Consider the following 26,962-nt stretch of genomic DNA (forward strand, 5'->3'; position numbering starts at 1 on the left):
AGATTTGTTTTATCATGTCAAGAACTTTTTTACTCTTATTTGTTCTTAACTTTTCGCGCTTTCGCAACGACAAGTAGTAATATAGCATATTTATTATTTCACTTCAATCTAATTTTATACTCAAAATGTCTAATTATTTTTAAATAATATGTGTTTTCTCTCTTATCCATTAAATATCTCTCTATTTTACTAATATACCAGACTAAAAAAATGAAAGGGTAGGTTGATACCTACCCTAAACTAACTCCATACCCCTATTAAACGCCTTTAAGTTTATATCTATATATTTTTCTTTAACTGTTTCTCTAATTGCTTCTTCCCAATTCACTTCAGTAATATTTAATGCTTTTACTAAAGCACCTAACATAATTATATTTTGAGTTCTAATATTTCCTAATTCTCTAGCTGCATTTGCTGCATCTATTACAGTTGTATCTACTTTTTCTTTTAATTCCTCAATAATATTCTCAGGATATTTAACTTGACCAGTCAATACAGGAACTGAAGGAATAGAATAATTATTTATAACAAGCTTTCCATTTGGTTTAAGATATTCAATCCATCTCATAGCTTCCATTTTTTCAAAAGCTACTAAAATATCAGCTTGACCTTTTCCAATTATAGGAGAATACACCTTCTCACCGTAACGAACTTGAGTAGTAACGCTACCTCCTCTTTGTGCCATACCGTGGACTTCTGACATTTTTACATCGAAGCCAGCATCAACTAAACCTTTAGAAAGTACTTTACTTGCAAGAATTATACCTTGTCCACCAACTCCAACTAACAATATGTTCTTAGTCTCTGACATATTACTCACCCACCTTTACTATTGCATTGAATGGACATACCTGAAGACATACATCACAGCCTACACACATTGTATCATCAATAATTGCTCCAATGCCTTCTTCAAATGATATAGCAGGGCATCCTACTTTTAAGCAAAGTTTACATTGCTTACACTTATCTGATTCTACTGTACATATTTTTCTCTGATCTAATCCATATTCTTCAATTTCTTCTTTTGGTGACTTTTTAAGAACACATGGCCACTTAGTTATAATAACTACAGGTTCATCAGTATTAATTGCCTTATCTATAGCTTTTTCAGTTTCTTCTAAGTCTAATGGATTAATAACTTCAATATGTTTAACCCCTATTGCCTCACAGATTTTTACTAAATCTATCTGTTCTGTAACTTCACCCATCAATGTATAACCAGTACCTGGATTCTCTTGATGTCCAGTCATTCCTGTTATTCTATTATCAAGTATAATAGTTGCTGCATTACCTTTATTGTATACAATATCTATAAGCCCAGTAATACCTGAATGGAAGAATGTAGAGTCTCCAATAACCCCAAATACTTTAGCCTCTTTTCCATTAACTTCAAATGCTTTACTAAACCCATGTCCTGCACTAACACTCGCACCCATACAAATACAAGTATCCATAGTTTCTAATGGTGGAGCTGAACCAAGAGTATAACAACCTATATCTCCAGTTATTACAACGTTCTTCTTCTTACTTAACACATAAAATAATCCTCTATGCGGACAACCTGCACACATTGTAGGCGGTCTAGAAACAATTTTTTCACTATTCATTTCAATAATTTCTTTCTTTTCACCTAATAAAGCTTCTCTAATTATGTCAGGATTAAGCTCACCGATATTTGGTATAAGTTCTTTTCCGATAACATCTATACCCATAGCTTTGATTTCAGTTTCTAAATATGGTTCTAATTCTTCAATTACATACAATTTATCTACCTGTTCAGCAAACTCTCTAATTTTTTGCTTTGGTAGTGGGAATGTCATGCCTAGTTTTAAGTAAGAAGCATTATCTCCAAAAACTTCTTTAGCATATTGATAAGCAACACCTGATGTAATGATACCTATACTCTTATCATTAAATTCAACTTTATTTATTGGTGTATTATTACTGTATTCTTCTAGTTTCTTTAACTTTTCTTCTAATTTTACATGTAGTATCCTACCATTAGCTGGTGTAGCTACATATTTAGCAATATTTTTATTATATTCTTTAATTTCTACTTCTTGTCTTTCTTCTAATTCAACTAATGTTTTACTATGGCATATTCTTGTAGTTAATCTTAAAAGAATTGGAACATCAAACATTTCACTTATTTCATAACCTAATTTAACAAAATCTTTAGCTTCTTGGCTATCACTTGGCTCAAGCATAACTAATTTTGCTGATTTTGCATAATATCTGTTATCTTGTTCGTTTTGTGAACTGTGCATTCCTGGATCATCTGCAGTTACTAAAATACATCCTCCATTTACTCCAGTGTATGCAAAAGTGAATAAAGGATCTGCTGCTACATTAACACCCACGTGTTTCATAGCTGCAATTGCTCTTGCTCCCGCTATTGATGCACCTATTGCTACTTCTAAAGCAACTTTTTCGTTTGGTGCCCATTCAGAATAAATTTCTTTATATTTTGCTATGTTTTCTAGTATCTCCGTACTAGGAGTACCAGGATAAGCTGAAGCCACAGTAACCCCTGCTTCATATGCACCACGAGCTACAGCTTCATTACCAGTTAATAGTCTTTTCATTTTTTACACCCCTTTACATTTTTTATCTATTTGCAGCTATTACACTACCTAAAGCTATTGAATTCAATTTAGCTTCATGAGTATCTGCTCTTGAAACTAATACAACTGGTACTTTAGCTCCCATAATAATTCCTGCTGATTGAGCTTTAGCAAAATAAGTTAAGCTCTTACCTACACCATTACCCATCTCAATATTTGGCATAAGTAACACATCTGCATCTCCTGCAACTTCGCTTTCAAACTTTTTAATTCTTGCTGCTTCTTTAGATATAGCTAAATCTAATGCCAAAGGACCTTCAATAATTACTCCTTCACCAAATTCTTTGTTTTCTCCTAATTCTTTTAAACTATTAGCATCAACAGTAGCTGGCATTTTAGGTGAAACTTTTTCTTTTGCTGCTAATACAGCTATTTTTACAGTTTCATATCCTAAAGCTTTACAAGCTTTAATTGCATTTTTTGCAATTTTAACCTTTTCTTCTAATCCTGGTGCAATATTCATACCACCATCAGTCAAGAAAAGCAATTTATGATAAGTTGGTACTTCATATACCATAACATGACTTAATAGACTATCTGTTCTTAAACCATATTCCTTATTTAAAACTTCTTTAAGTAGAATAGATGTATCAATTAGCCCTTTCATTACAAAATCCGCTTTTCCATCATTTACATACATTACTGCAGTTTTAGCTGTCTCAGCTAAGTCTTTTACATCAACTTTCTCAAACTTTTCAATATCTAAACCATATTTACTAGCTATGTTTGTTGTTTCTTCAATATCTCCAATAAGAATTGGTTCTACAATTCCCTCTTTAGCTGCATCGCATACAGCCTTCAAAACTTCATAATCTTGAGAAGCCGCTACAGCAAGCTTCATTGTTTTTTGCTCTTTAGCCATACTCAACAATTCTTTTAGACTCTTTATCATAGTCTTCACCCCTTATGATATCGTTTTCCCGTAAACAAAACTTATTTATATTTTATCATAGTTTTACTATATTTTTATTTTATTCTTATATATTAACTGTTAAATTATTTTAATATTTAAACTGTTTTAATAATTTATAGAACAAAATCTTCGATTTAAATATTATAAGGAAGATTTTGTTGAAATCCAAAAACGGAATTTATATAGAAAATTATCCACAGTTTAATAAAGAATATAATTTCCTATGGATTATAAAAAAAAGAAATGACTATCGAGTCATTTCCTCTATCCTTTCAATTTCCTTCATACACGCTATAGTTATTTCATCTAAAGGATTTTCATCATATGCTTTTTGTATGTCTTCTTTAGCTTTATCTATAATACCCATTTGAAGATATGTCATACCTCTATTACATAATATTTCATAGTCTTTAGGTCTTTTTTTGTAGGCTTCTGTAAATCTTTCAATAGCTTCTTCAAATTGTCCTAAATTTGCTAAGCAAAGGCCTAATTCATTTAATGCATCTACTTGCCCTGGTACTATACTCAGTACACTTTCAAATTCTTCCTTTGCTTTAACAAAATCACCTATCTGTCTATACCCTAAACCTATTATAAATAATAAATTCCACCAATCTGAATATTTTTCTTTCAGAGGTAATAGCTTTTCAAGCCCTTTTACAGGGTTTCCAGTAAATATTTCGTTATATCCTTCTTCATAAATTATATCATCCTGTATTTCTAAAAGACTTAGTTTTATTTCTTCTTTTAGTTCTTCATTTTCACTTAGTGTCAAAAACTTTTCCCACATAATCTTACATTTAATAAATTGCTTGTTTAATTTATAATGATAGCCAAGTTTGTAATATGCTAGAGAATAAGCAGTATCTATTTCAAGTATATTCTCAAATTGTCTTGTTGACTCATTTATAAATAAATTAGCTTTTTTTTCATTTCTTAATTCTAAATATTTTTTAGCTTTTTCTTCTAAAGCTACTCCATAATTATATAAACCATCCACATTTTCTTTATTTAATGTTATCAATGATCTCAAATATATTAAACCGTCATCAAGTAAACCTTCTTTAATAAATTTCACACCATTATATAGTATAAAATCTTCAATTTTTTCATCAAAACTGTACAAAATATCCTTATATTTATCAATATAGGGAAAATTAGAATCAACACCAATTGTATATATCATACCTCTAATTATTGAAGAAATCTTTATTTCATCTTGAGCTCTTCTTTCCTTTATCTCTGTAATCAACTCATCAACTAAAATAGGTAAAGGTATATTTGAATCTATTATAAATCTATTAAATTTAGTTTTTGTACCTGGCTTTAATTCAATAAAAGTTAAGTTCTCAGTTTTTTGTTTAAAAAACTTCTCAATCTCCTTCATTCTTCATCACCTTTTCTAAACTTAATTAATATAAATCCCTCATAAATTTTCTCTTTCTTATTGTACTTGTACTCAATATATCGAACAATACACCTCTATAAATCATCATATAAGTAAATACCACTTGTCCAATTAAATACATTAAAATACTTCCTAAAGATGGATTTACACTTAATCCTATATGTATCATGAATACATTACTCAAAATTTTTCCTGTTAAAAAGTAAGTTATTAAAATAAATATTGAGTTTGATACAAACCACTGGATAAAATTTTCCTTAATAAAATAATAAGAATACTGTATAGAATCCCAAGGTGATAAATCTTTTAAATAGATAGTTTCAGGTAGTGAATTTAAAAATACAAAAATTAATAAATTAATAATAAAACCAATAACTGTATAAGGAATAAAACTTGATAAAATAGGTGTAATAAATAAACTTAAAATATAATTTGCCATCCATCCTATGAAAAGTATCCCATATATTTTCCAAATGAAAGCTTTAAAACCATACTTAAAATCAAATAAAGTAAATTTTCCATATCTAATTACGTTGTATAAAAGATATAAATAGTTAGATATAAATGAACTTAAAGCTAATGCCAGAACAACCCCAGCAATTATTGACAAAACTCCCCTAAATAATATTCCTATTAATGCAAACAACGCAAAATTAAGAATTGCGTAAACAAATCCTGTAAAGATTAATAGCCAATTTTTCAATATAAGATTATATGACTTCTTTAATGTAGTTTTATTAATATAAATTAAATCATTTATTATTTCCAACACTTTCACTCCTTATTTTTTTCATTTCTTCAGTTATATCATATACTTCTACTTTTTTAAATACTTTTTTATCTTCATTATATTTAAAAAGCACAATACTTTCTTTATACAATATTTTATCTACATCAAAATCATTTTTTATAAAATCTAATATATCCAGTATAAATACTTCAAAATGAACCTTATTAATTATTTTTTTAGCTGGAATATCTGTAAATTCTTTCATGTATTTATTAACATACGATTCATTTTGCAGAAATTTATGAACAATATTTCTATCATCAATTTTCTTGCTTGACTTCATAAACTCAGGCAAATTAGAAGTTTTATTATTAAGTAAAAAGTCATATTTTAATAATTCTCTGAATACCTCTATATTACTATTTATCCTATCAAAATAGTAATTATAGAATATTTTATATAAACTAGCCTTACTATGAGAAATCGAATCAAGTCTATGCTGTTCCCAATAGCTACTAAAATCTTCGAAAAAATCAAAAGGTGTTTCATAATAATTTTTAATAACATAGTTTAAACTATTTTCAAAGCTTCTGCTGTTTGAATATTTTTCTAGCAAATCTTCAATAGACTTTAGTTTTAGCATTTCTTCATAAGTTATATAATTATTTTTAAGTACCTCATAAGGTGGTTTATCTAAAAACTTAAACCCATATTTGTCACATTCTCTTCTTAGCCCAGAACCTTTAAGAAGCTTTAAAAAGCCTAATTGCAGCATATCTGGTTGCAAATTATACACATCATTAAATGATTTTTTGAAACTAATATAGTCTTCATATGGTAAACCGGCTATTAAATCTAGATGCTGATGAATATTTTCATAACTTTTTATTTTTTTTACAACCTTACTTAATCTATCAAAATTAGTTTTTCTACTAATAGCTTCTAACGTTTTATCATTAGTTGACTGAACTCCTATTTCAAACTGAAATAAACCTTCTGGCACACATTTAAGAAAATCTAACATCTCATCATCTAAAAGATGTGCTGTAACTTCAAAATGAAAATTTATATTCTTTACATTTTGTGCCATTATAAATTTCATAATTTCCAGAGCATAGGCCTTTTTTGCATTAAAAGTCCTATCTACAAATTTTACCTGTTTTACTCCTGCTTTGATAAGTTTTAGCAAATCTTCTTTTACTCTATCAATAGTAAAATATCTTACTCCTTTTATAGTTGATGATAAACAAAATTGACAATTAAAAGGACATCCTCTAGAACTTTCAAAATAGACAATTTTGTCCTTAAATTCACTTAAATCATCTTCATATGGAGAGGGAATCATATCAAGATTAGAAATCAAAGGTCTAGGGCTATTTACAATTATTCTTTCATCTTCTCTAAATATTAGTCCTTTTATATTATCATAATTCTCTATACCTTCATCTAGGTGTTTCAATAATTCCTTAAATGTTTCTTCTCCTTCTCCATATATTATAAAGTCAATAAAATCATATTTTCTTAAAATTTTATCTCCATCAAAAGAAACCTCTGGTCCACCTAAGATAATCTTAGTTTGTGGTCTTACAATTTTCAATCTTTCACAAATTTCTAAAGTCTTTTCAATATTCCAGATATAACATGAAAAAGCTAAAACATCAGGAGCTTGTTTGAAAATTTCTCCTGTAATATACTCACTATTCTGATTAATTGTAAACTCCATAAGTTTAATATTGTTAAATGAATCTTTACAGTAACTCTTTAGATATCTGATTGACAAAGAAGAGTGAATATATTTTGAATTTAGCGTAGATATTACTATATTCATTTATCGTACCTTCCTTCTTATATTCATATAGAAAAGCAGCACTAAACTGTTTAGAACTTGTTTACAAAGTAAAATATTTATGAAAATAAGTTTGTCAAAAGTCTAAAAGCAGCACAAAGCTGCTTAATAAAAGTTTATCCTTTATCTATTTATTTTACTCCAAACCAGACAATTTCACCATACCTTTTAAAACCAATCGACTCTGCTAATTTTATTGAAGGTGTATTGTTAACTACAATATGAACATAAGGAGTCCAGCCAATGTCAAATACTTTTTTTGCAAGGTCAATACTAACAGATACAGCTAACCCCTTACCTCTATATTCTTCCTTTGTATACATTATACCCATTGAACCGTCTTCTCTAACTACAGCCCAAGAAATGGGATTACCATTTTTATCAAAAATAGCTGATGAAGGTCTATTTTTAATACAATTAGTTATATATTCTAGAGAATTTTCACTTTTATATGTATAATATTCATTTACAACTACTGCATCTTCAACTCTCAACTCTTTCACTTCATGTCTAATTCTAGTCAAATCTAGATTATTTTTGTCCATATAATACAAATAACATGGTTCTTCCCACTCAATTTCCTCACTATTTTTTACTAAATCATAATATTTCTTTAACACACCTGCAAATCTTTGTCCTTTCAAGTTTATATTCTCTAGCATCTTTCTAGCTACTTCATCTTCTGGAGAATATATTATATTCCATTTATCCGACTTTAATATAAATCCTCTAGGTTTACTTATGTTGTCTACAATAATCCCCCAATTCTTTGTAAATCTCATTTTGCCTAAAGCATTTATTGTAGCTATTTTATCATAATTTAGCAAATGCTTTATTGATTCTATATTAGATATAGAATGCATTACAGCCACTCTCCCTTCATCTGCTGACTATATTATACCACAGGGCATAAAGGTTTCAATCTTTTTAATACTGTCTACAGCTATATAAATTTGATATAATCAATTAAGGGGTGATTTTATGAAAATATTTAAAAAAGTTTTTTTAGGACTAATACTTACTTTATTTATTCTTATTGCTGTATCTCTTGTTTTAATTCGTCCAGATAGTATAAAGACTTTTAACGAAACTGATCCAAATTTATTTATCATCGATTTGATAAATAATTCTAAAATCAACATATTTGGCGAAAATAAAATTTTATTAGAAGAAGCTGAATTAAATTCAGTCCTAGTGCCTCAAATTACTAAACAAATTAACACACAAGAATTACCTTCTTTTGTAGAGTTTAATGGATTCTATTTTGACCTTAAGCCAAATAGCATAATGTTAAAATCATCTTTAAAAATAGGTTTTCTACCAATTGGTGTAAATGCAAATATATCGCCTATCATTAATGATGATGCGATAGGTGCAAAATTAAATGGGTTATACTTAGGAAAGTTACCTCTACCACTATCATTAATCGAAAAAATTTCTAATTCAGAAATTCAAGATATTTATTATATTGATAATAGTAAAGAGTTTCTTAATTATGTAAAAATAAAAGAACTTTCGATAGATGAAAATAAAATATCTATTGATTTTGTGACAAACAATAATTCTATCATAGACAAGTTTATAGATAGCGAACACAAAGAAACTTTTAAAAATATTTTGTCATTGTTAGGTGAAACAAAAGAAGGTAAAAAATTTGCAAATGATATAGTAAGAGCTTTGCTTATAAAGAACTTTCAAGGAGAATTTCCACAAGAAATGAAAAATATTATAGCTGAAGATTTTAAATCTATTGATAAAGCTACGAAAAGTAAATTGATTTATATTCTTCTAAAAAATAATTTTAATAATGATTTTAACTTTTTATTTGATAGAAAAAATTGAAAAAATAACATTCATAAGCAGTTGGATTTTAATTCCAACTGCTTTATATTTTAAACTTTTTTGTACTTCCATTTTTCTAATTTGAAATAGTATATTATTATTGCAGCTTCAAGCAAAACAGACAAGCTAATTGCTATCCAAACACCATTTGCACCCATATTAAATACTTTACTCAATATGTATGCCATTGGTAGTTTAAAACATAAATTTGCTATTAATGACGCAATCATAGGTGGTGCTGTATCTCCAGCTCCAATAAAAGCTCCACCATATACAACTGGATAAATAACAAAAATTACACCAATATAAACTATTCTTAGATAATTTACACCTATATTAATCACTTCAATATCTTTAGTAAAAATAAACATTAAATATTTAGCCAACACAAAATAAGGAAGTGAAAATATTATCATATTAATCAGTGCTAATTTTATTCCATCTTTGACTATCGCTTCAGCTGATTTTATATCTTTTTTCCCAAGGTTTTGGCCTACAAGAACAGAAATAGATAAATTTAATCCTGCTAAAAAAATAAATACCAAATTAAACATCCTACCTCCTATAGTAAAAGCTGCAACTGCTTTTGTGCCAGAATAATTTGCTATCTTATACATCACAAGTCCAGTTATAGGTCTAGAAATAGCCTGCAGTGCAGAATATGATCCTATTTTCAATATCTTACCTATCAAACTTATTTTAACACTTAAAACTTGTAAGTATTTTTTTAACTCATTATTAAATATTTTTCTTAAAATCGTTTTAAACATCAAAACCGAAGCAAACACATTCGATATAGCTGTTGCTAATGGAGCTCCTACAAACATAAGCTTTGGTAAATAAAATAATCCGTATATTAATATAGGATCAAGAATAATATTTACTAAATTCATAAGTCCAAAAATCAACATTGGAGTCTTAGTATCTCCTTTGGCCTGTAATATAGCTCTCCCTGTTAAATTGAAAAATACAAAAGGTATACTTAACGAAACAATCTTCAAATAATTAATCGAGTTTTTTGCAACTTCTACCTCTACCCCAAATAAATTTATTATAGAGGCAGACAAACTAAAACTTAATGCAGATATTAATATTCCTACTGCAACTGAAAGTATTAAAGCTTGTCCTGTTACTTCTAAGGTTCCTTTTTCATCATTCTCACCGGTTTTTCTAGAAATTAAAGCTATCGTTCCTGTAGCAATTAACTGAGTTACTACAATAATAACACCAATAACTGAAGTACCAATACCAGCTGCAGCAGCTTCATTAACACCTATATTTGAAACAAAATACATATCTATTATCTCTAAAAATGTTTGAAGAATCTGACTCACCATAACAGGCCAGGCCAAATTCCATATTATCTTTAACTTACTATTATTTTCGAAAATCATATAATCACCTTTTCATAAGTCTAATATATTTATTTTAACACATTTTCAAAATTATCTAAATTTTACCTTTAACAATATGATATAATATATTTAAATAAATTATGGAGGTATGTGTATGTCTTATATGACAATTCGGCAAATAAGACATGAAATGTGTCTAAATAAACTACGAGAATTAGGATGCCAAGTTGTATCAATTCAAGGTGTTATGTTCTACGTCAAATATACCTTAGATGAATTAAAAATCGAATATATGTATCATATTAATCCTGATAATACATATTATCTAGAAAGAATAAAGCCTTATGTAGTTTCGGCAGGTATAATGGAATCAGAAGATAAAGTTGTTAACGCTATAATAATAGATATTGAACAGTTCAAGAATGCAAAACACAGTAAAAATTTCAAAGCTTTTATTGAAGTAGATACTGAACTTTCAAAAGCTGTTAGAGCATTTGAAGATTTATACCTATATTACAATATTTCAAAAGAAGATACAGAACTTATAAAAAAGGAAATTAATAATGTCATGAAATTATTAAGAGAAGTTAAAGATAGAAGTAATAGAGTATTTTTCAAAAAAGACCCAGAAAGTTTCTAAAATACAACTATTTACTGGATTAAAGCTTTTCTAACAGTTTTTGAAGGTATCTGTAGATTTTTGTAGAAATATATTAAGTAATATACGTTCTAAAGGAAGGAGAGTTAAAATGCAGGAATTTGATAAAATATCAATCGCTGAAATATCAAAGAAAGATATGCTTATGATTATTGAAGCTCTTGAATACACTGGTAAGAATACAAATATTGACTCTTTCTTAAAACTTAGAAACAACATTATAAAAGAACTTAGTGAACTTGCTGACAGTACTGAAGATGAATTTATACAATATTTAAAGAAATAATTTTTACCCCGTAATTAAACGGGGTTTTTAAATTTAAAAAATCTGTAAATTCCTGTTTTTGTCTTAATATATGTGATAAATAGTTTTTCTGTCTCTTCTTTATTGACTACTTTACATTTATTTAAAAGTGAATGACTAAATTCTTCTTGGACATTATATTTAAAAATATCAGGCATATGATATTTCTTTATATAAAGACTTTCTGGATTTATTCTACTTTTTCTAAGTCTTAGCAAATAGCCTGCTAAATTTTGTATAAAATTCTTATCCTTATATTCTATAAGCTCATTGTTATTTTGAATAGTTAAACCCAAAACTCCATATAAAAAGAAATTATAGTGTATTTGACCAAACTCTTTTATATCGCCTCTTAAAATGTCTAATACTCTCCTTAATATATAGAAATTATTCTTTATTGATTTTCCATTAAGCAAATTTAGTAATTCAATCCTAGCCTTCTCAAAATCTATTACAAAATTTCCAGGAAAAGCTGCAATATCTGCTTTATAATATTTATTATATTTACTAATTAACTCTTTCTGAGATAATTGTATTATTTCCTCTTTCAAACTGCTTATAATTTTATCATAATCTTTTTGACCATTTAATATCAGATATAGTACTTTAGATAACAATATACATTCTTGTAAAGTAAATATATTACCAGTCGTAAATAAAATATTTTTTATAACCTCTGACAATATAACATTCCATTGAGTGTTTGCAGCTACAATCGGAAATATTCTTGCATAAACACTATCATCAACTTCAACCCAGTAAGTTTTGTCATCAAATATATTTACAGAATTTATTAGTGGTTTATTGCTGCCATGCCTATAACTTGTCCATAACTTTATTTCTTCTTTAAATCTTGTATATTCGATAGTTGTTCCTTCTACATCCATTGAAGGAATTAAAGACTTTACTGTAATTATAAACATCTCAACTATATACGACCATTGCCCTTTTATTTTTTTCTTTTCTAATATATGATTAATATTTGAATATCTTAAGCTATCGCCATATACAGCATTATTTATAAAATATCTAATCTTATCCTCCAATTTACCAACACTCCTTACACTCGATATGTATAGTATAACAAAGTTTATATATAAAAGAAATAGGAACTAGCTTAAAGCTAGCCCCTTCATTTCCCGTTTAATTCTGATATTCTTTTTGAAACATAGCTGCATATTTAAGTACTCTCTCAGAATAAGTACTTTTTGCAGGATTGCTTGTCCCACTCCTAGACGCCATATATCTTTTTAATCCATATTCTCCTCTATTATACGCTGTAAGTACTTTATGTATATCACCGTTAAAAATTACTTTTAAATATTTAAGCTGTGTTGTGAATAATTCAATATTATATTTAGGATCAAACAATAATTCAGGTTTGAATTCTTTCTTCATGTTAAATGCAATCTGACGCGCTGTACTTTCCATCAGCTGCCCTAATCCTCTTTCTCCGAAAATACCAACGCAATTAGGATCAAAATTACTTTCTAATTTCATTAACCCCAACACTATAAAAATATTCAAACCTTTTTCATTACATTGTTTTAAAAGAAATGCACTTTCTTCTTCTGTTAAATGTGTTTTATTTTTTATATATTCTATAAGCTCATAATTTTCAATGTGCTTCTTTATTTCTATATTCTCAATTACTTTATTGTTATTTACAACACTTAAGTTTAAAACATTATAATCATTATTATTTAACATTATTGCATATACTGTACTTCCAAATATTAAAGTAACTACAAGTATAGTTGATAACATTAGTTTACCTTTCATTTTTACCCTCCTTTCTTAATAGCACAGAGGTTATTATATAAATTAAGTGTACCTCAGTCAAAATTATTACATTTTCTTAAATAATCCTATTATGGTAATTTGTACCCTAAATCGACTCTTTTTAAATCTTTGCGATCAAAAAATACAAAAATAGGAACTTTATTCCTCAGACTGTTGGCAAACTTATCTTTTTAAATAACTATGAAAATAAAAGCGAATGCTTGAAAGAATTTAGTTAAAAAACTAGGCGAACATTTTGAAGAAAATCCGTAGGCTTAACAGGACGTTAAGCCAGCATCCTACAAGACAGGACGTCTTGATTAGGTGCGTTAGGATTTTCTAAAAATTTGAACCTTTAGTTTTTTCTAAATTTTTTCGCATGAGCGTTATTTTCATAAATATTTTACTTTGTAAACAAATAAAAAAGAGGGATTTTATCCCTCTTTTTTAAGCAAATTTAATTTTAAATTTTACATCTTATCTGGTGCATCAATACCTAGTAGCCCTAAACCAGTTTTTAATACAGTTTTTGCAGCAAATACAAGTAATAGCCTTGCTTTTTGTATATTCTCATCTTCTACAATTATAGGGCATTCGTGATAGAACTTATTAAACGCCTGTGCTATATCTACTATATGTCTTGTAATTATAGAAGGCTCATTCTTTTCCATAGCATTTACTACAGCTTCAGGGAATGATTGAAGCAATCTTATAACATCAACTGCTTCCTGATTAGTTAATATTGAATAATCAACATCGTTAGTAATATCATATTGTTTTTTATTAAGTACACTATTTGCTCTTGCATGAGTATATTGCACATAAGGACCTGTTTCTCCATCAAAACTTAACATTCTGTCCCAATTAAATACAATATCTTTTATCTTATTGTTACTTAAATCGTTAAAAATTACTGCTCCTATACCAACTTGTCTAGCTACTTCATCTTTATTATCTAAGTTAGGATTCTTTTCTTCAATTATTTCTCTTACCTTGTCAATCGCTTTGTTTAATAATTCTTCTAATAAAATTACATTACCTTTTCTAGTTTGCATTCTACCTTCTTCTGTACTTACACGTCCAAAAGGTACATGTTCTAATTTATCTGCCCATTCAAATCCCATTAGTTCAATAACTTTGAACCATTGGGCAAAATGTAAATTCTGTGAATAATCTGTTACATAAAGTGCCTTTTCAAAATTGAATGTCTCCTTTCTATAAATAGCTGCTGTTATATCTCTTGTTGGATATAAAGTAGCACCATCACTCTTTAACACTAAGCAAGGAGGCATATCGAACTTTTCTAAATCAACTACATATGCACCCTTACTTTCTTTAAGCAGATTTTTTTCTTTTAGTAACTCTATTACTCTATCCATTTTGTCATTGTAAAAACTTTCACCTGTAAAATAATCAAATTTAACTTTTAATAAATCATAAATTTTATTAAATTCCTTTAAACTTAAATCAACAAACCAATTCCATAACTTTCTAGCCTCTTCATCGCCATCTTCAAGTTTTTTGAACCATCTTCTTCCTTCTTCCTCTAATTCAGGATTTAATTCTGCTTCATCATGGAACTTTACATAAAGCTTTAATAAAGTCTTAATAGGTTCTTTTTCTATTTCTTCTTTATTTCCCCACTTTTTATATGCAGTAATTAATTTTCCGAATTGTGTACCCCAATCGCCTAAATGGTTTATACCAATACAATTATATCCAAGAAACTCATATATTTTATACAAAGCATTTCCTATTACAGTAGAACGCAAATGTCCTACGTGGAACGGTTTTGCGATGTTAGGTGATGAAAAATCTATAACTATATTCTTGCCGCTCCCCAAATCTGATGAACCATAGTTTTCTTTTTTTGAAAAAATTTCTTCTAATACAGTTTTAGCCAAAACTTTTTTGTCAATAAAGAAATTTACATATGGTCCAACATTCTCAATTTTTTCAAAATAATCTTTACTATCTAAAATTTCAACTATCTCTTGAGCTATTAGATTTGGAGCTTTTCTAAACGCTTTTGCCAACTTAAAACATGGCATAGCATAGTCTCCCATGTCATGGCTTGGGGGAATTTCTATTAATGCTTCAACATCTTCTTGACTTAAAGATTCTACCTTTTCACTAACGATTCGCGCAATCTCTTTTTTGAAATCTATCATTTTAAAACCTCCTTTATATGATTTATGTATTATTTTCCAGTAAACAAAAAAACTCTCATCTCCTGAAGAGACGAGAGTTAATCCCGTGTTACCACTCTTATTGGCAAGTCTACTTGCCCACTCTAACCCTTTAACGCAGGGATACGTCTTATCCTACTAAATTCAGACAGCTTCTCCAGGGTGCGCTTCAGATAAACCTCCATGCCAGGCTTCCACCGTCCCTAGCTCGCTATTACTTCAGCTTATCCTACTCTCCCCTTCAACGAATTTGGTTATTTTATAATCCATAGGAAATTATCAACCTTAATGAATTGTGGATAATTTAAAATATAATTTCCGTTTATGGATTTCAACAAAATCTTCCTTAATTTATTTAAATCGAAGATTTTGTTATTATCATAATATACCATATTATTTTTTGTAAATCAAGGGGCTTTAGGAAAATATCTTAGTCCTGTCTATTGATTTTATATCTTTACATCCTGTTAATATCATTGCCTGCAGCAATTCTTTTTCCATTTTATTTAAAACTGCAAAAACACCTTCTTCATATCCGCCATACGCTCCAATAATAATAGGTCTACCCAATAATACTGCATCTGCTCCTAGAGCTAACATTTTAAACACATCTACTCCTGAACGTATTCCTCCATCAACTAAAATGGTAATTTTATTCTTAACAGCATCTACTATCTCAGGAAGTACTTTAGCTACACCCGGAGTATGGTCTAAAACTCTTCCTCCATGATTAGAAACAACAATAGCTTTTGCCCCAACTTGGACAGCTATTTCTGCTTCATCTGGTGTCATAATACCTTTTAATATAAAAGGTAAATCAGTAGATTCAATTAATTCTTTCAATTCAGATTTAGTTTTTGGCCCAACAGGCTGACCTTTAAGAGCCATAGTTATAAGTCCAGCACCATCTATATCAACACCAATAGCCAAAGGCTTAACTGCTTCTGCTTTCCTTATATTTTCTATTATTTTTTTATTTTCTCTAGGTTTAATTATTGGTATACCCATTCCATTTACGTTTTTTATTCCTTCTAATCCAGTTATATACATAGATAAATCGGCTGTATCTCCTGTCATACCAATTGTTCCAGCTGAAATACTACCTTTAAGAACTGCTTCAACATACTCCTCTTCTGTTAGTGCACCACCCATATTAAAACTGTTTCCTGTTACAGGAGCAGATATTATAGGAATGTCTAATTTTATACCGAACAATTCTATAGAAGTATCAGGAGTTTTAGCATCATGAATTGTCCTCATCTTAAGCTGTATCTTTTTTAATTCTTCTATATTATTTTTAAACGAAGTACCAGTGCCAGCCCCTCCCATTCCAGGAACTTCACCTGCACAAGCAACACCGTTGCACTCGTTACAAACTCTACAGTATCCTTTCATTCTTTTTCTTGCAGTTTCATATATTTGCTTTATATCCATACTAAACCCCCTAATAAACTTAAATATTTATTATAATTATATTATTTATCTGGAAAGAAATCACTACTAAAATAGAACTGTTTACTTAAATCCACTCCATTTATTTCTGAAATAGCTTGTCCTTCTATTTTAAACATAACACTCTCATTTCCATCGAAAAATGTTAGTGTATTTACTATTGAATCAATAGCCAATTTAGTAGATTGTTCATCATTTGGCATATTGTCTATAAATTCTTTTGATAAATCAACATATACAACACCATTTTCCTTAGTTAATCCTAGAAGCTTTGTACCTTCTGGAACTGGCGATATAAAATCTTCAAAACCGTTAAAATTTATTAGATGCTCTAATGCTATCCATTCAATATTTTTATCTTTTAATCTTGAGTCGTCTGCTTTAATTGTATACTTTTCAGCAAAAATAAACGGCATAGCTTTTTGTTTTAAGTATAGAACATAGTTTATTTCTTCAACTTTTTCCTTTTCGGTATTTTCAGATTCAGTATTTTCTATAGATACATTATCATTTGATTTGTCAGGTTGTTCTACTTTGTCCTTCTTTGAACATCCTACAAACAAAGTACCTATTAAAGTTATTGTTAATAAAATTGTTATTAACTTTTTCATATTATCTCCTCCCAATTCGAAATACATCTAATCTATTCAGAAATATAATTTAAAAAATCATTTTCTGTACAAACTTTTATACCATTTTTCATAAGCAACTGCGCTGTAATTCCATTCCCCTCTGTTATCCTTCCTGAAAATGTACCATCATAGATATAGCCTACACCACATGAAGGACTTTTTGACTTTAATATCGCAAGTTTTGCTCCAACTGCTTTAGCTATTTTTAACGTTTCATACCCCCCTTTTAAAAATTTTTCTGTTACATCAATTCCCTCTTTATTTAATACCCTTATTTCACCATCCTTAATAATTATTTCTGCAGGAACTCTAGGTGTAGGAAGTCCTCCTAACTGTTCAGGACAAACTAATATGGCATTTTTCTTTTTAAATAATTCATAAATTTTTTTATTAAAGTTATTTCCTCCATTATATTTACAGTTAACTCCAACTAAACACGCACTTATTATAATCATATTCTAACCTCACTTTAGCTCAACTATAGTTACTCCCGTACCACCTTCACCAAAATTACCTAACCTAAAATCTTTTACGTGACGGTGTGATTTTAACAATTGCTTTATTCCAGCTCTTAACACGCCAGTACCCTTTCCGTGTATAATAGTAACCTGTTTTAACCCTGCTATATATGCATCATCAAGATACTTGTCTGTATCAAGTAAAGCTTCTTCTAATGTTTTACCCCTCAGGTCAAGCTCAGTTTTTATATACTTAGCTTTAGAAGTCATTATCTTTCTTGTTCCAAAATTTTCACATGCTGATTCATTATCTTTAGCTCTAGCTAAGTTACTAATATGAACATTTATCTTCATTATACCAACTTGTACAACTAGATTTCCATCTTTATCCGGTTCAGATATTACTGTTCCTGTCTGGTTTAAATTAAGCAAAGTTACCATATCTCCTGGTTTTAGATTTTTCGGTGGCTTTCTATTCTTTTTGTTCAATAAATTTTCTGTTAATTCAGCTTCTAAATTATCAAGTTTATTTTTTAATTTGTCCTTTGCTTCTTGAATCTTTTTATTTCTCTCTTTATCTATCTCTATAGAAATCTCTCTAAGTTGTTTTATAATATTATCTGCTTCTTCCTTTGCTTCTTTAATAATCTTTTTTGCTTCCTGCTTAGCTTCAAATAATAGTTTTTCTCTCTGGTTACTTAATTTTATTTTCTTCTCATCTAATTCCTGCTTTAATCTATCTATATCTCTTTTCAGTTTCTCAGATTCTTCTCTATTTTGCTCTATTATTCTTCTATCTCTCTCAATCTTTGCTAAAACATCTTCAAATTCAATGTTTTCCCTGGAAATAAAGTCTTTAGCTCTTTCAATAATAAAGTCTTGAAGTCCTAACCTTTTTGATATTTCAAAAGCATTTGATTTTCCAGGTACACCGATTAATAACCTATATGTCGGACTTAACGTTTCTACATCAAACTCAACTGAAGCATTTTCTACACCTTCAGTTGTCAATGCATAAACTTTTAATTCACTGTAGTGAGTAGTTGCAATTGTCTTCGCTCCTATACTATGAAGGTAGCTTAATATAGACATTGCCAAAGCAGCACCTTCTGTAGGATCAGTACCTGCTCCTAATTCATCAAACAAAATAAGATTATTAGTTTGAGCATCTTTTAAGATTTCTACTATATTTGTCATATGGGAGGAAAATGTACTTAAACTCTGTTCTATACTTTGCTCATCACCAATATCTGCAAAAATTTTATCAAATACAGCAATCTGACTATGAAAATCTGCTGGTACAAAAAGCCCTGACTGCCCCATTAATGAAAGTAATCCAACTGTTTTTAATGTAACAGTTTTACCACCTGTATTTGGCCCTGTAATTACTAAGGTATCAAAATCTTTTCCTATGTGAATATCTATAGGTACAACTTTATCTTTATCTATTAATGGATGTCTGCCTTTTTTAATGTTAATATAACCTTCTTTATTAAGCTCAGGCTTAACCCCATCCATTTCTAGCGCTAATTTTGCTTTAGCAAATATAAAATCTAATTTCGCCAATATATCTATATTTATTTTTATATTATCTGCTTTTTCGGCTACTAAACTTGTCAATTCAGCTAAAATTCTTTCAATTTCAATTTTCTCTTTTAACTTAAGCTCTTTTAACTGATTATTTAATTCAACTACTGCCATTGGTTCAATAAATAAGGTTGCCCCACTAGAAGACTGGTCATGTACTAAACCTGGAAAATTACCTCTATACTCTTGTTTTACAGGCACCACATACCTATCTTGCCTTATTGTAATAATTGATTCTTGTAGGTACTTTCTATAAGTTGATGAATTAATTATTGAATTTAGTTTGTTTCTAATTGATTCATTTTTAGATTCTATTTGCCTTCTTATATTTCTTAACGTTTGACTAGCATTATCAGATATTTCTTCTTCACTAATAATTGACTCAAAAATTCTTTCTTCTAGTTCTTTAAATGTTGTCAGTAAATCTACCATATCTTCTATTATTGGATAACTGGATTTTTTATCTTCTTTACTTTTCTTAACAAATGTACTCATTCTCCTAGCTGCCCTTAAAGTATCTGCAATTTTTAACAAACTTCCTGGACTAAGCGAAGCTCCTATCTGTGCTCTTTTTAATTCAGCATATACATTATGAATGCCAGCTAAAGGAGGTCTTCCTCTTTTGATTATTAATTTAACAGCTTCATCTGTTTCTTCTAATATCTTTTCTACTTCATAAAAATCATTACTTGGTTTAAGTTTATTTATTAATTCTTTACCTAAAGAAGATTCAGCTTTTTCTAACAACTTGTCTATTATTTTGTCATACTCAAGAACCCTTAATGTCTTTTCATTCAATTTATCCACCTACTTCCTCTACATTGTTTAGTGTCTTTCTGCTTTGATTTTTTCTAAAGAACCCCTCTATAGTAATGTCCTTTAGTTAAACCTCTACTCTTTTTAATTTTATTAATAAACTCTACAATATTCTTTTCATCTATATTGTTGTTAGCTAAATCATAATACATTGTTTGTACTTCTTTTATATCATCTTCAAATGTAAAATCTAACCTAACCATATCTACATTACTGTTATAAATTTCTTTTAAGTTTTCAATAACTACCAATGGTTGACTGTTATATATTATAGTAGTCCCTCTTTTTCTAATAGTCCTAAAAACTTTACCTAATCTATCTTTTAATCCATAACCATATCTAAACTTACATCTATCACATTCTTTATCTGATAAACACCCTTTAATAATGGAAAATGGACAATATTTGCTTATCATGACAGGTAAATAACCGTACCCTATAGTTTCGCACATTAAATTAGTATTTAAGCAAATATTTTTTATCTGATTTAGTTTCAACTCTGGTGATAAAGTAACGCTTTTTACACCATATTCTTCAAGAAACTTGAGAGTAAAGCTATTGAATGCATTAATACCTACATCACAATGTATATTAGTATCGAAATTCTCTTTAATATATTTCAAAGTTCCCAAGTTAGAAACACTTATTCCATCAATATTTTCGATACCAATACTTTTAATTTGACAATTTAAAGTTTCAAAATCTGAGTTTGTTAAGATTTTCTCAGTCTGTAAATAAACCTCTTTATCATATTTTTTTATTTCTTCAATACATTCATTAATTCCTTCACAATAACTAATATACACTCTGTCTAACTTATTCAAATCAATTTTTTTAAACTGCTTATATGACTGTATACTAATACTTAGCAACTTATTCCTTGTTTTAACGTAAGGTTTACTTTTTTCTATAATATCCTTCATTTTATTTAAAATATCTTTTTCACTTATCTCAATTCTTTTATTTATTATAGCTCTTTTTTTATTTAATTCTTCTATAGCTTCTCTTCTTAACTTATTCAATACACTGACAGGAATCATAGAATTATTTTGCAGGCTTATATTTATATCTTTAAGAACGTAATGAGTTCCACCTAGTTTGCTTAATTGTTTTATTACTTTCTCTTCTGTAAGAAATATATTTGTTCCTTCTTGCACCTTTTCTTCACTTTCAATTGTAACATAATTACCTCTATCATCCCATAAATGCATCTTAATAGGATGGCCTATCTTTATTTCAACTTCCATATAAACATCTATCTTCTTTAATTTATCTCTTTCAGTAAATGATTTTCTTGCTTTTTCTAATAAAAGTACATCAGAAGTCTTATATACCTTGCTATCTTTCTTTATATTACCAATTTTCTTTATCTTAGCTACTTCTCCTTTTCTACAAGATTCTACTCGTTTTCCTTTCAAAAAGATAGAATTTACTATAATCCCATTCTTATTACCCTTATTATCAGTTATTTCTATTCCGTCCCCTACATTCATACTATCTTCTAATAAAATGTATATATACTTTTTATCAACATCAATAACTTTGCCAATATATACTCCTCTATTGTCAGGTCTATCTATCGCTACTAAATTTTTACCAAAATCACCAAGAATATATCCTTTTGTAAACTCTCTATTGAAAATTTGCAGTAATTCTTTCTTATCTTCTTTAGAAATTACTCTATCAATTCCATTGTATAAATTATCTAATTCCTTCTTATATTTATTTACTATAACCGCGACATATTCTGGTCTTTTCATCCTTCCTTCTATTTTCAATGATATAATACCTGCTTTTACTATTTTATTTAAATCTTCTATAGTATTTAAATCTCTAGTACTTAATAAAAACCTTTTATCTAATTTTGAAGATATTGTTTGTCCTGTTTCTGCATTAACTAATGTATAAGGCATTCTACACGGTTGTGCACATCTGCCTCTATTACCACTACGACCACCTATTATACTGCTCATTAAACACTGACCAGAATAAGAAATACATAATGCTCCATGAATAAATCCTTCTAATTCTATATTAGTTTTATCTTTAATGTATTTAATTTCTTCTACAGATAACTCCCTACCTAAAACCACCCTAGTAAAACCAAGCTCTTCTAAAAACTTTGCTCCGTATTGATTGATGATAGTCATCTGAGTGCTTCCGTGAAGCTCAAAATCAGGCAGTAATTTTCTCACTAAATTAGCTAATCCTAAATCTTGTATTATTATAGCATCTACATCTATGTTATATAAAAAAGATATATACTCTAAAGCTTCTTTAAACTCAGAATCGCTTAATAAGATATTGACAGTAACATATACCTTAACATCTTTTATATGTGCATACTCAATAGCTTTTTTTAACTCTTCTTTATCAAAATTTGAGGCATACTGCCTAGCATTAAACATTTTTCCACCTAAATAAACTGCATCTGCTCCATTTTCAACTGCTGCATAAAGTGACTCAATACTTCCAACTGGAGCTAATAGTTCTATTTTTTCTTTCACATTTACCATCTCCTGATAATATCTTTAAAGTCAGATATAAATAAATAAAGAGTAGCTTACTACTCTTTGTTTTTAAGCTTATTAATCTCTATTATAATGTTATCTAAAGACATGTTCAATCTATTTAGTTCACTCTTTAATTCTGAAAACTTTTGTTCAAGATATTGAGGGCTGTCTCCATCTTTAAATATACCTAAATCCTTTCTCCTTAATGGTTCTTCTGCATACTTCTTTATAACACTAAATTTCCCACAAGCCTCTATTATAGCTTTTTCTACATCATTTTCATCAGCAATCCCTTTTTTTCTTAATTCCTGCCTTAAATCATAAATATTAAATTTTTCTTTTTTCATATTTTCCTTCAATAATTTCCCATCTTTAATAAGATAAGTAGGTTTGCCATTTACAATATTTGCAATTTTCCTATTTTTGATTGCTATAAAAGCTAAAGCTATTTCTAATACTGCAATTGTAGATAAAATAAGTATTCCTTCCATAAGCGGCAACTCTTTATCTAATGCTACAGAACTCATTATATGACCAACACCTGTCATAAGTACTATATCAAAAGCACTCAACTCTCCGATAGAACGCTTACCCATAAAACGAACCATGATAAGTGCCAAAAAATATCCTAAAGTAGTCCTTAACATATATATAAAGTACCCAAAAATACTACTCTGCATGAAAATACCTCCACAAATTCTAATTCAAATTATATTTTGTGGAGATAAATCCTTTTTATGCAAAAATCTATTTTGCATCAAACGTTCTGATGAATTCCTCTAATTCTTTTTTAGTCTGAGCTAGCTCTATTTGTTTTTCATAAAGCTTATTTTGAAGTTCAGTAATAATTCTTTGTGTATTTTGCAATTCTTTTTCCTTCAAATCCAAAGCCTGCTCATATTTCTTTATTTTCTTTTGATATTCACTTAAGTTGTTATTTACATCATTTAACTCATTGCTTAACTTTTCATAATGAGACTTTATATCTTCAATTTCTGTTTCCTTTATCTTTATAATACTAAGCTTTTCTTCTATCTCTTTATCTTTTTCATTTATAATTTTATTTAAATTATCTACTAAACTCCTAGTTTTATACAACTCATCAGCAATAGTAAATGCTGTAAGAGTTGCAGCCATAGTTCGATTTAGTTTACTGTTTTTTTCTAATATATCTCTAATTTTATTATCTACATAATTTCCCAATTCCTTAATATATTCTTCAGACTCTTCACCTATTACTGTATATTCCTGACCTCTAATTCTAACCGTAACTTTCTTTTTTTCACCCATCAATATCCTCTCCTCTAAACCATGACTAATATTATATTTCTTTATTAGACATAATATTTCCTGCTATAACTTTATCAAGTTCTATTATATTATTACATAAAATGTTAACTTCTTCTACAAAATTAAGCCAGCAATAAAGTATAAACTTTATTGCTGGCTTTAAACTATCTTAAAGAAGCATCCAATTGCACTTCTAATGCTTTTACTATTCTTTCATGAACCTTTGTTACTTCTTCATCAGTTAAAGTTTTCTCATAAGACCTATATGTTATAGAATAAGCTACACTCTTTTTACCTTGCGGTATCTGTTTACCCATATATACATCGAATAATTTTACATTTTCAACTATACCACTGCTATTTTCCCAAATTATTTTTTCTATTTCTCTAACCATAATATCTTTATCAACTACTAACGCTATATCACGATTTATAGCAGGATATTTAGGAAGTGGCTTATATTTCTTCTCTAAATTAGTTAAAAATGCTATTATTTCAAAATCTAATTCTGCTATATACAGTCTTTCTTTAATACCATAGTTTTCTAATACTTCTGGATGAATCTCTCCTATCACACCAAGAACATTATTCCCTTTAATTATGTTTGCAGTTCTACCTGGGTGGAATGTAGTATAGTTTTCTTCTCTAATATATTCACAATCAGTTATGCCCAACTTTTTAAGCATTGTATCAACTACACCTTTAATATCAAAGAAATCGACTAAGCCATACATCCCTATACAAAGGGTTCTTATTTCATATGGCAATTCTTCAACAGGCAATTTTTTAGGTATGAAAATATTTCCTATTTCATAAGCCCAAGCTCTATTTACGCCATAGTTATAGTTTCTAGTTAATACTTCTATCATATTGGGAATTAAAGTAGTTCTCATAACACTATAGTCTTCACCTAATGGATTCATAATACGGACACAGCTTCTCTTCATGCTATATTCAGGTAAATTTATCTTGTCATAAGCCTTTGGACTTATAAATGAATATGTTGTTATTTCATTCAATCCAAGTCCTTTTAATATATCCTTTGTCATATCTTCAATTTTTCTGATCTTAGATTTGTCACCTCTAGTTAATGTACCAATCAAAGGTTTTGACTGTATTTTGTCAAATCCATAAATTCTGCCTATTTCTTCGATCAAATCAGCTTCAAGTTCAATATCTTTTCTGAATGTTGGGATAGTTACATGAATTTTTTCATTTTCAAATTTAGCTTTAAGCTCTAAACTGTTCAATATCTTTAGCATATCATCTACTTTTATCTCTATTCCAAGTAAATTATTTACTTTTTCTGGTCTTAATGTAATTTCTCTTTCATGAACCTTATCTTCATATATGTCAATACTACCCTTAACAACTGTACCAGCACCTATCTCCTCAATTAATTGGCAAACTCTATCGCAAGCCTTATGAACTAAGTTAGGATCTAAATCCTTCTCAAATCTAGCTGAAGCTTCTGTTCTCAATCCAACACCTTTTGAAGCCAGTCTTACACTTCTTCCATTAAAGTTAGCTGATTCTATAAGAATTGCTGTTGTCTCTTCTGAAACTTCACTATTTTCTCCACCCATCACACCTGCAATTGCAATAGGTTTATCCGCATCAGCTATTATAAGCATTGAATCTTTTAACTCTCTTTCTACTCCATCTAGAGTTACTATCTTCTCTCCTTCTTTTGCTCTTCTTACTATAACTTTTCTTCCACTAATTTTATCAAGATCAAATGCATGGATAGGCTGACCTAATTCAAGCATAACATAGTTTGTTATATCTACAATATTATTTATCGGTCTAACACCTGCTTCTATAAGCCTTCTCTGGATCCAAGTAGGTGAGCTTTTTAATTTTATATCTTTTACAACTCTAGCATAATATCTTTTACATAAATCCTTATCATTTACTTCAATGCTGCTTACATAGTTAGCTATATCATCTACTTCTTTGTTTATTTTTATTTCTGGATATTTTAACTCTTTTCCCAAAGTAGCTGCTGTTTCCCTAGCCATTCCCACAATACTTAAACAATCTGGGCGGTTAGGTGTTATCTCAAACTCAATTATTTCACCGTATAATTCTAATACTTCTTTTATATCTGAGCCTAAAGGATATTGTTCTGGTAAAATATATATACCATCCTTCAATTCTTTTGGTATTAAGTCTTCGTCTATTCCAAGTTCTTCAGCAGAACATAACATACCATAAGACTCAATTCCTCTAAGCTTTGATTTTTTTATCTTTAATCCATTAGGAAGTTTAGCTCCTACCAATGCAACTGGTACATAATCACCTACTTTAATATTAGTTGCACCAGTCACTATCTGTAATTTCTCTACTCCTACATCTATTGTAGTGATAACTAGTTTATCTGCGTTTGGATGTTTTTCTATATTTAAAATTTTTCCAACTACAACTTTTTCAACACCTTTATCAACACTTTCAATAGAATCTACGTGTGAACCAGACATAGTCAACTTATCAGCTAATTTCTTTGAATCAATATCAATATCAACATATTCTTTCAGCCATTTAACTGGTACTAACATAA

General features: G+C 28.8%; 22 protein-coding genes and 1 other annotated feature. Of the genes, 3 read left to right on the top strand and 19 right to left on the bottom strand.

The features are described from left to right. Positions 1-235 precede the first annotated feature (235 nt). The 7 genes from BFN48_RS10830 to BFN48_RS10860 all read right to left on the bottom strand — a co-directional run bounded on the left by BFN48_RS10830 (position 236) and on the right by BFN48_RS10860 (position 8,387). Positions 236-811: an indolepyruvate oxidoreductase subunit beta gene (locus tag BFN48_RS10830; RefSeq protein ID WP_069650925.1), complete on the bottom strand. Its 576-nt coding sequence runs from the start codon at positions 809-811 to the stop codon at positions 236-238. Between the two features lies 1 nt (position 812). Then, positions 813-2,588: an indolepyruvate ferredoxin oxidoreductase subunit alpha gene (iorA, locus tag BFN48_RS10835; protein WP_069650926.1), complete on the bottom strand. Its 1,776-nt coding sequence runs from the start codon at positions 2,586-2,588 to the stop codon at positions 813-815. Positions 2,589-2,610: 22 nt separating this feature from the next. Continuing rightward, the gene (locus BFN48_RS10840) at positions 2,611-3,519 is read right to left on the bottom strand and encodes a bifunctional enoyl-CoA hydratase/phosphate acetyltransferase (RefSeq protein WP_069650927.1); all 909 of its coding nucleotides are present in this window, start codon (positions 3,517-3,519) and stop codon (positions 2,611-2,613) included. Between the two features lie 268 nt (positions 3,520-3,787). Then, the gene (locus BFN48_RS10845; RefSeq protein WP_069650928.1) at positions 3,788-4,927 is read right to left on the bottom strand and encodes a tetratricopeptide repeat protein; all 1,140 of its coding nucleotides are present in this window, start codon (positions 4,925-4,927) and stop codon (positions 3,788-3,790) included. Between the two features lie 25 nt (positions 4,928-4,952). Beyond that, positions 4,953-5,717, bottom strand: coding sequence for a hypothetical protein (locus BFN48_RS10850; protein WP_069650929.1), 765 nt, complete (start codon positions 5,715-5,717; stop codon positions 4,953-4,955). After that, positions 5,701-7,506: a B12-binding domain-containing radical SAM protein gene (locus BFN48_RS10855; RefSeq protein WP_069650930.1), complete on the bottom strand. Its 1,806-nt coding sequence runs from the start codon at positions 7,504-7,506 to the stop codon at positions 5,701-5,703. Before BFN48_RS10855 ends, BFN48_RS10850 begins: the two co-directional genes overlap by 17 nt. Positions 7,507-7,655: 149 nt before the next feature. After that, positions 7,656-8,387, bottom strand: a complete 732-nt coding sequence (locus BFN48_RS10860; RefSeq protein WP_069650931.1) for a GNAT family N-acetyltransferase — start codon at positions 8,385-8,387, stop codon at positions 7,656-7,658. A gap of 118 nt (positions 8,388-8,505) precedes the next feature. Between BFN48_RS10860 and BFN48_RS10865 the strand changes: the two genes are divergently transcribed. After that, the gene (locus BFN48_RS10865) at positions 8,506-9,366 is read left to right on the top strand and encodes a hypothetical protein (RefSeq protein WP_069650932.1); all 861 of its coding nucleotides are present in this window, start codon (positions 8,506-8,508) and stop codon (positions 9,364-9,366) included. Between the two features lie 50 nt (positions 9,367-9,416). On the opposite strand, the gene BFN48_RS10870 is transcribed toward BFN48_RS10865, so the two are convergent. Then, a complete protein-coding gene (locus BFN48_RS10870) occupies positions 9,417-10,760 on the bottom strand; it encodes an MATE family efflux transporter (RefSeq protein ID WP_069650933.1) in 1,344 nt (447 codons plus the stop codon). A gap of 115 nt (positions 10,761-10,875) precedes the next feature. Between BFN48_RS10870 and BFN48_RS10875 the strand changes: the two genes are divergently transcribed. Next, positions 10,876-11,361 (top strand): hypothetical protein, encoded by a 486-nt coding sequence (locus BFN48_RS10875; RefSeq protein WP_069650934.1) that lies wholly within the window; start codon positions 10,876-10,878, stop codon positions 11,359-11,361. 40 nt (positions 11,362-11,401) lie between these two features. Further along, positions 11,402-11,665: a hypothetical protein gene (locus BFN48_RS10880; protein WP_242863268.1), complete on the top strand. Its 264-nt coding sequence runs from the start codon at positions 11,402-11,404 to the stop codon at positions 11,663-11,665. A gap of 14 nt (positions 11,666-11,679) precedes the next feature. Here the strand turns inward: BFN48_RS10880 and BFN48_RS10885 are convergent, their stop codons facing one another. The 11 genes from BFN48_RS10885 to pheT all read right to left on the bottom strand — a co-directional run bounded on the left by BFN48_RS10885 (position 11,680) and on the right by pheT (position 26,960). Further along, positions 11,680-12,729: a hypothetical protein gene (locus tag BFN48_RS10885; RefSeq protein WP_069650935.1), complete on the bottom strand. Its 1,050-nt coding sequence runs from the start codon at positions 12,727-12,729 to the stop codon at positions 11,680-11,682. 97 nt (positions 12,730-12,826) lie between these two features. Next, positions 12,827-13,465, bottom strand: coding sequence for a lytic transglycosylase domain-containing protein (locus BFN48_RS10890; protein ID WP_069650936.1), 639 nt, complete (start codon positions 13,463-13,465; stop codon positions 12,827-12,829). A gap of 470 nt (positions 13,466-13,935) precedes the next feature. Further along, positions 13,936-15,636 (bottom strand): arginine--tRNA ligase, encoded by a 1,701-nt coding sequence (argS, locus tag BFN48_RS10895; protein WP_069650937.1) that lies wholly within the window; start codon positions 15,634-15,636, stop codon positions 13,936-13,938. A 63-nt stretch (positions 15,637-15,699) separates the two neighbouring features. Next, positions 15,700-15,908, bottom strand: a binding site (T-box leader). 163 nt (positions 15,909-16,071) lie between these two features. Beyond that, complete coding sequence (locus BFN48_RS10900) at positions 16,072-17,088, bottom strand: alpha-hydroxy-acid oxidizing protein (protein ID WP_069650938.1); 1,017 nt, start codon at positions 17,086-17,088, stop codon at positions 16,072-16,074. A 41-nt stretch (positions 17,089-17,129) separates the two neighbouring features. Further along, a complete protein-coding gene (locus tag BFN48_RS10905) occupies positions 17,130-17,717 on the bottom strand; it encodes a GerMN domain-containing protein (protein ID WP_069650939.1) in 588 nt (195 codons plus the stop codon). Positions 17,718-17,749: 32 nt separating this feature from the next. Continuing rightward, the gene (locus BFN48_RS10910; RefSeq protein WP_069650940.1) at positions 17,750-18,193 is read right to left on the bottom strand and encodes a 2-thiouracil desulfurase family protein; all 444 of its coding nucleotides are present in this window, start codon (positions 18,191-18,193) and stop codon (positions 17,750-17,752) included. 9 nt (positions 18,194-18,202) lie between these two features. Continuing rightward, positions 18,203-20,581: an endonuclease MutS2 gene (locus BFN48_RS10915; protein WP_069650941.1), complete on the bottom strand. Its 2,379-nt coding sequence runs from the start codon at positions 20,579-20,581 to the stop codon at positions 18,203-18,205. A gap of 53 nt (positions 20,582-20,634) precedes the next feature. Further along, the gene (locus BFN48_RS10920) at positions 20,635-23,106 is read right to left on the bottom strand and encodes a U32 family peptidase (protein ID WP_242863269.1); all 2,472 of its coding nucleotides are present in this window, start codon (positions 23,104-23,106) and stop codon (positions 20,635-20,637) included. 59 nt (positions 23,107-23,165) lie between these two features. Then, positions 23,166-23,792, bottom strand: coding sequence for a DUF421 domain-containing protein (locus BFN48_RS10925; RefSeq protein ID WP_069650943.1), 627 nt, complete (start codon positions 23,790-23,792; stop codon positions 23,166-23,168). A gap of 67 nt (positions 23,793-23,859) precedes the next feature. After that, positions 23,860-24,402 carry a cell division protein ZapA gene (locus BFN48_RS10930; RefSeq protein WP_069650944.1) on the bottom strand — a complete coding sequence of 181 codons (543 nt, stop codon included), beginning with the start codon at positions 24,400-24,402 and terminating at the stop codon, positions 23,860-23,862. 164 nt (positions 24,403-24,566) lie between these two features. After that, entirely contained in the window at positions 24,567-26,960 is a 2,394-nt protein-coding gene (gene pheT / locus BFN48_RS10935; protein WP_069650945.1) for a phenylalanine--tRNA ligase subunit beta, read from the bottom strand. Between the last annotated feature and the right edge of the window lie 2 nt (positions 26,961-26,962).

Source organism: Caloranaerobacter ferrireducens, assembly GCF_001730685.1.
GTDB classification, from domain to species: Bacteria; Bacillota; Clostridia; order Tissierellales; family Thermohalobacteraceae; genus Caloranaerobacter; species Caloranaerobacter ferrireducens.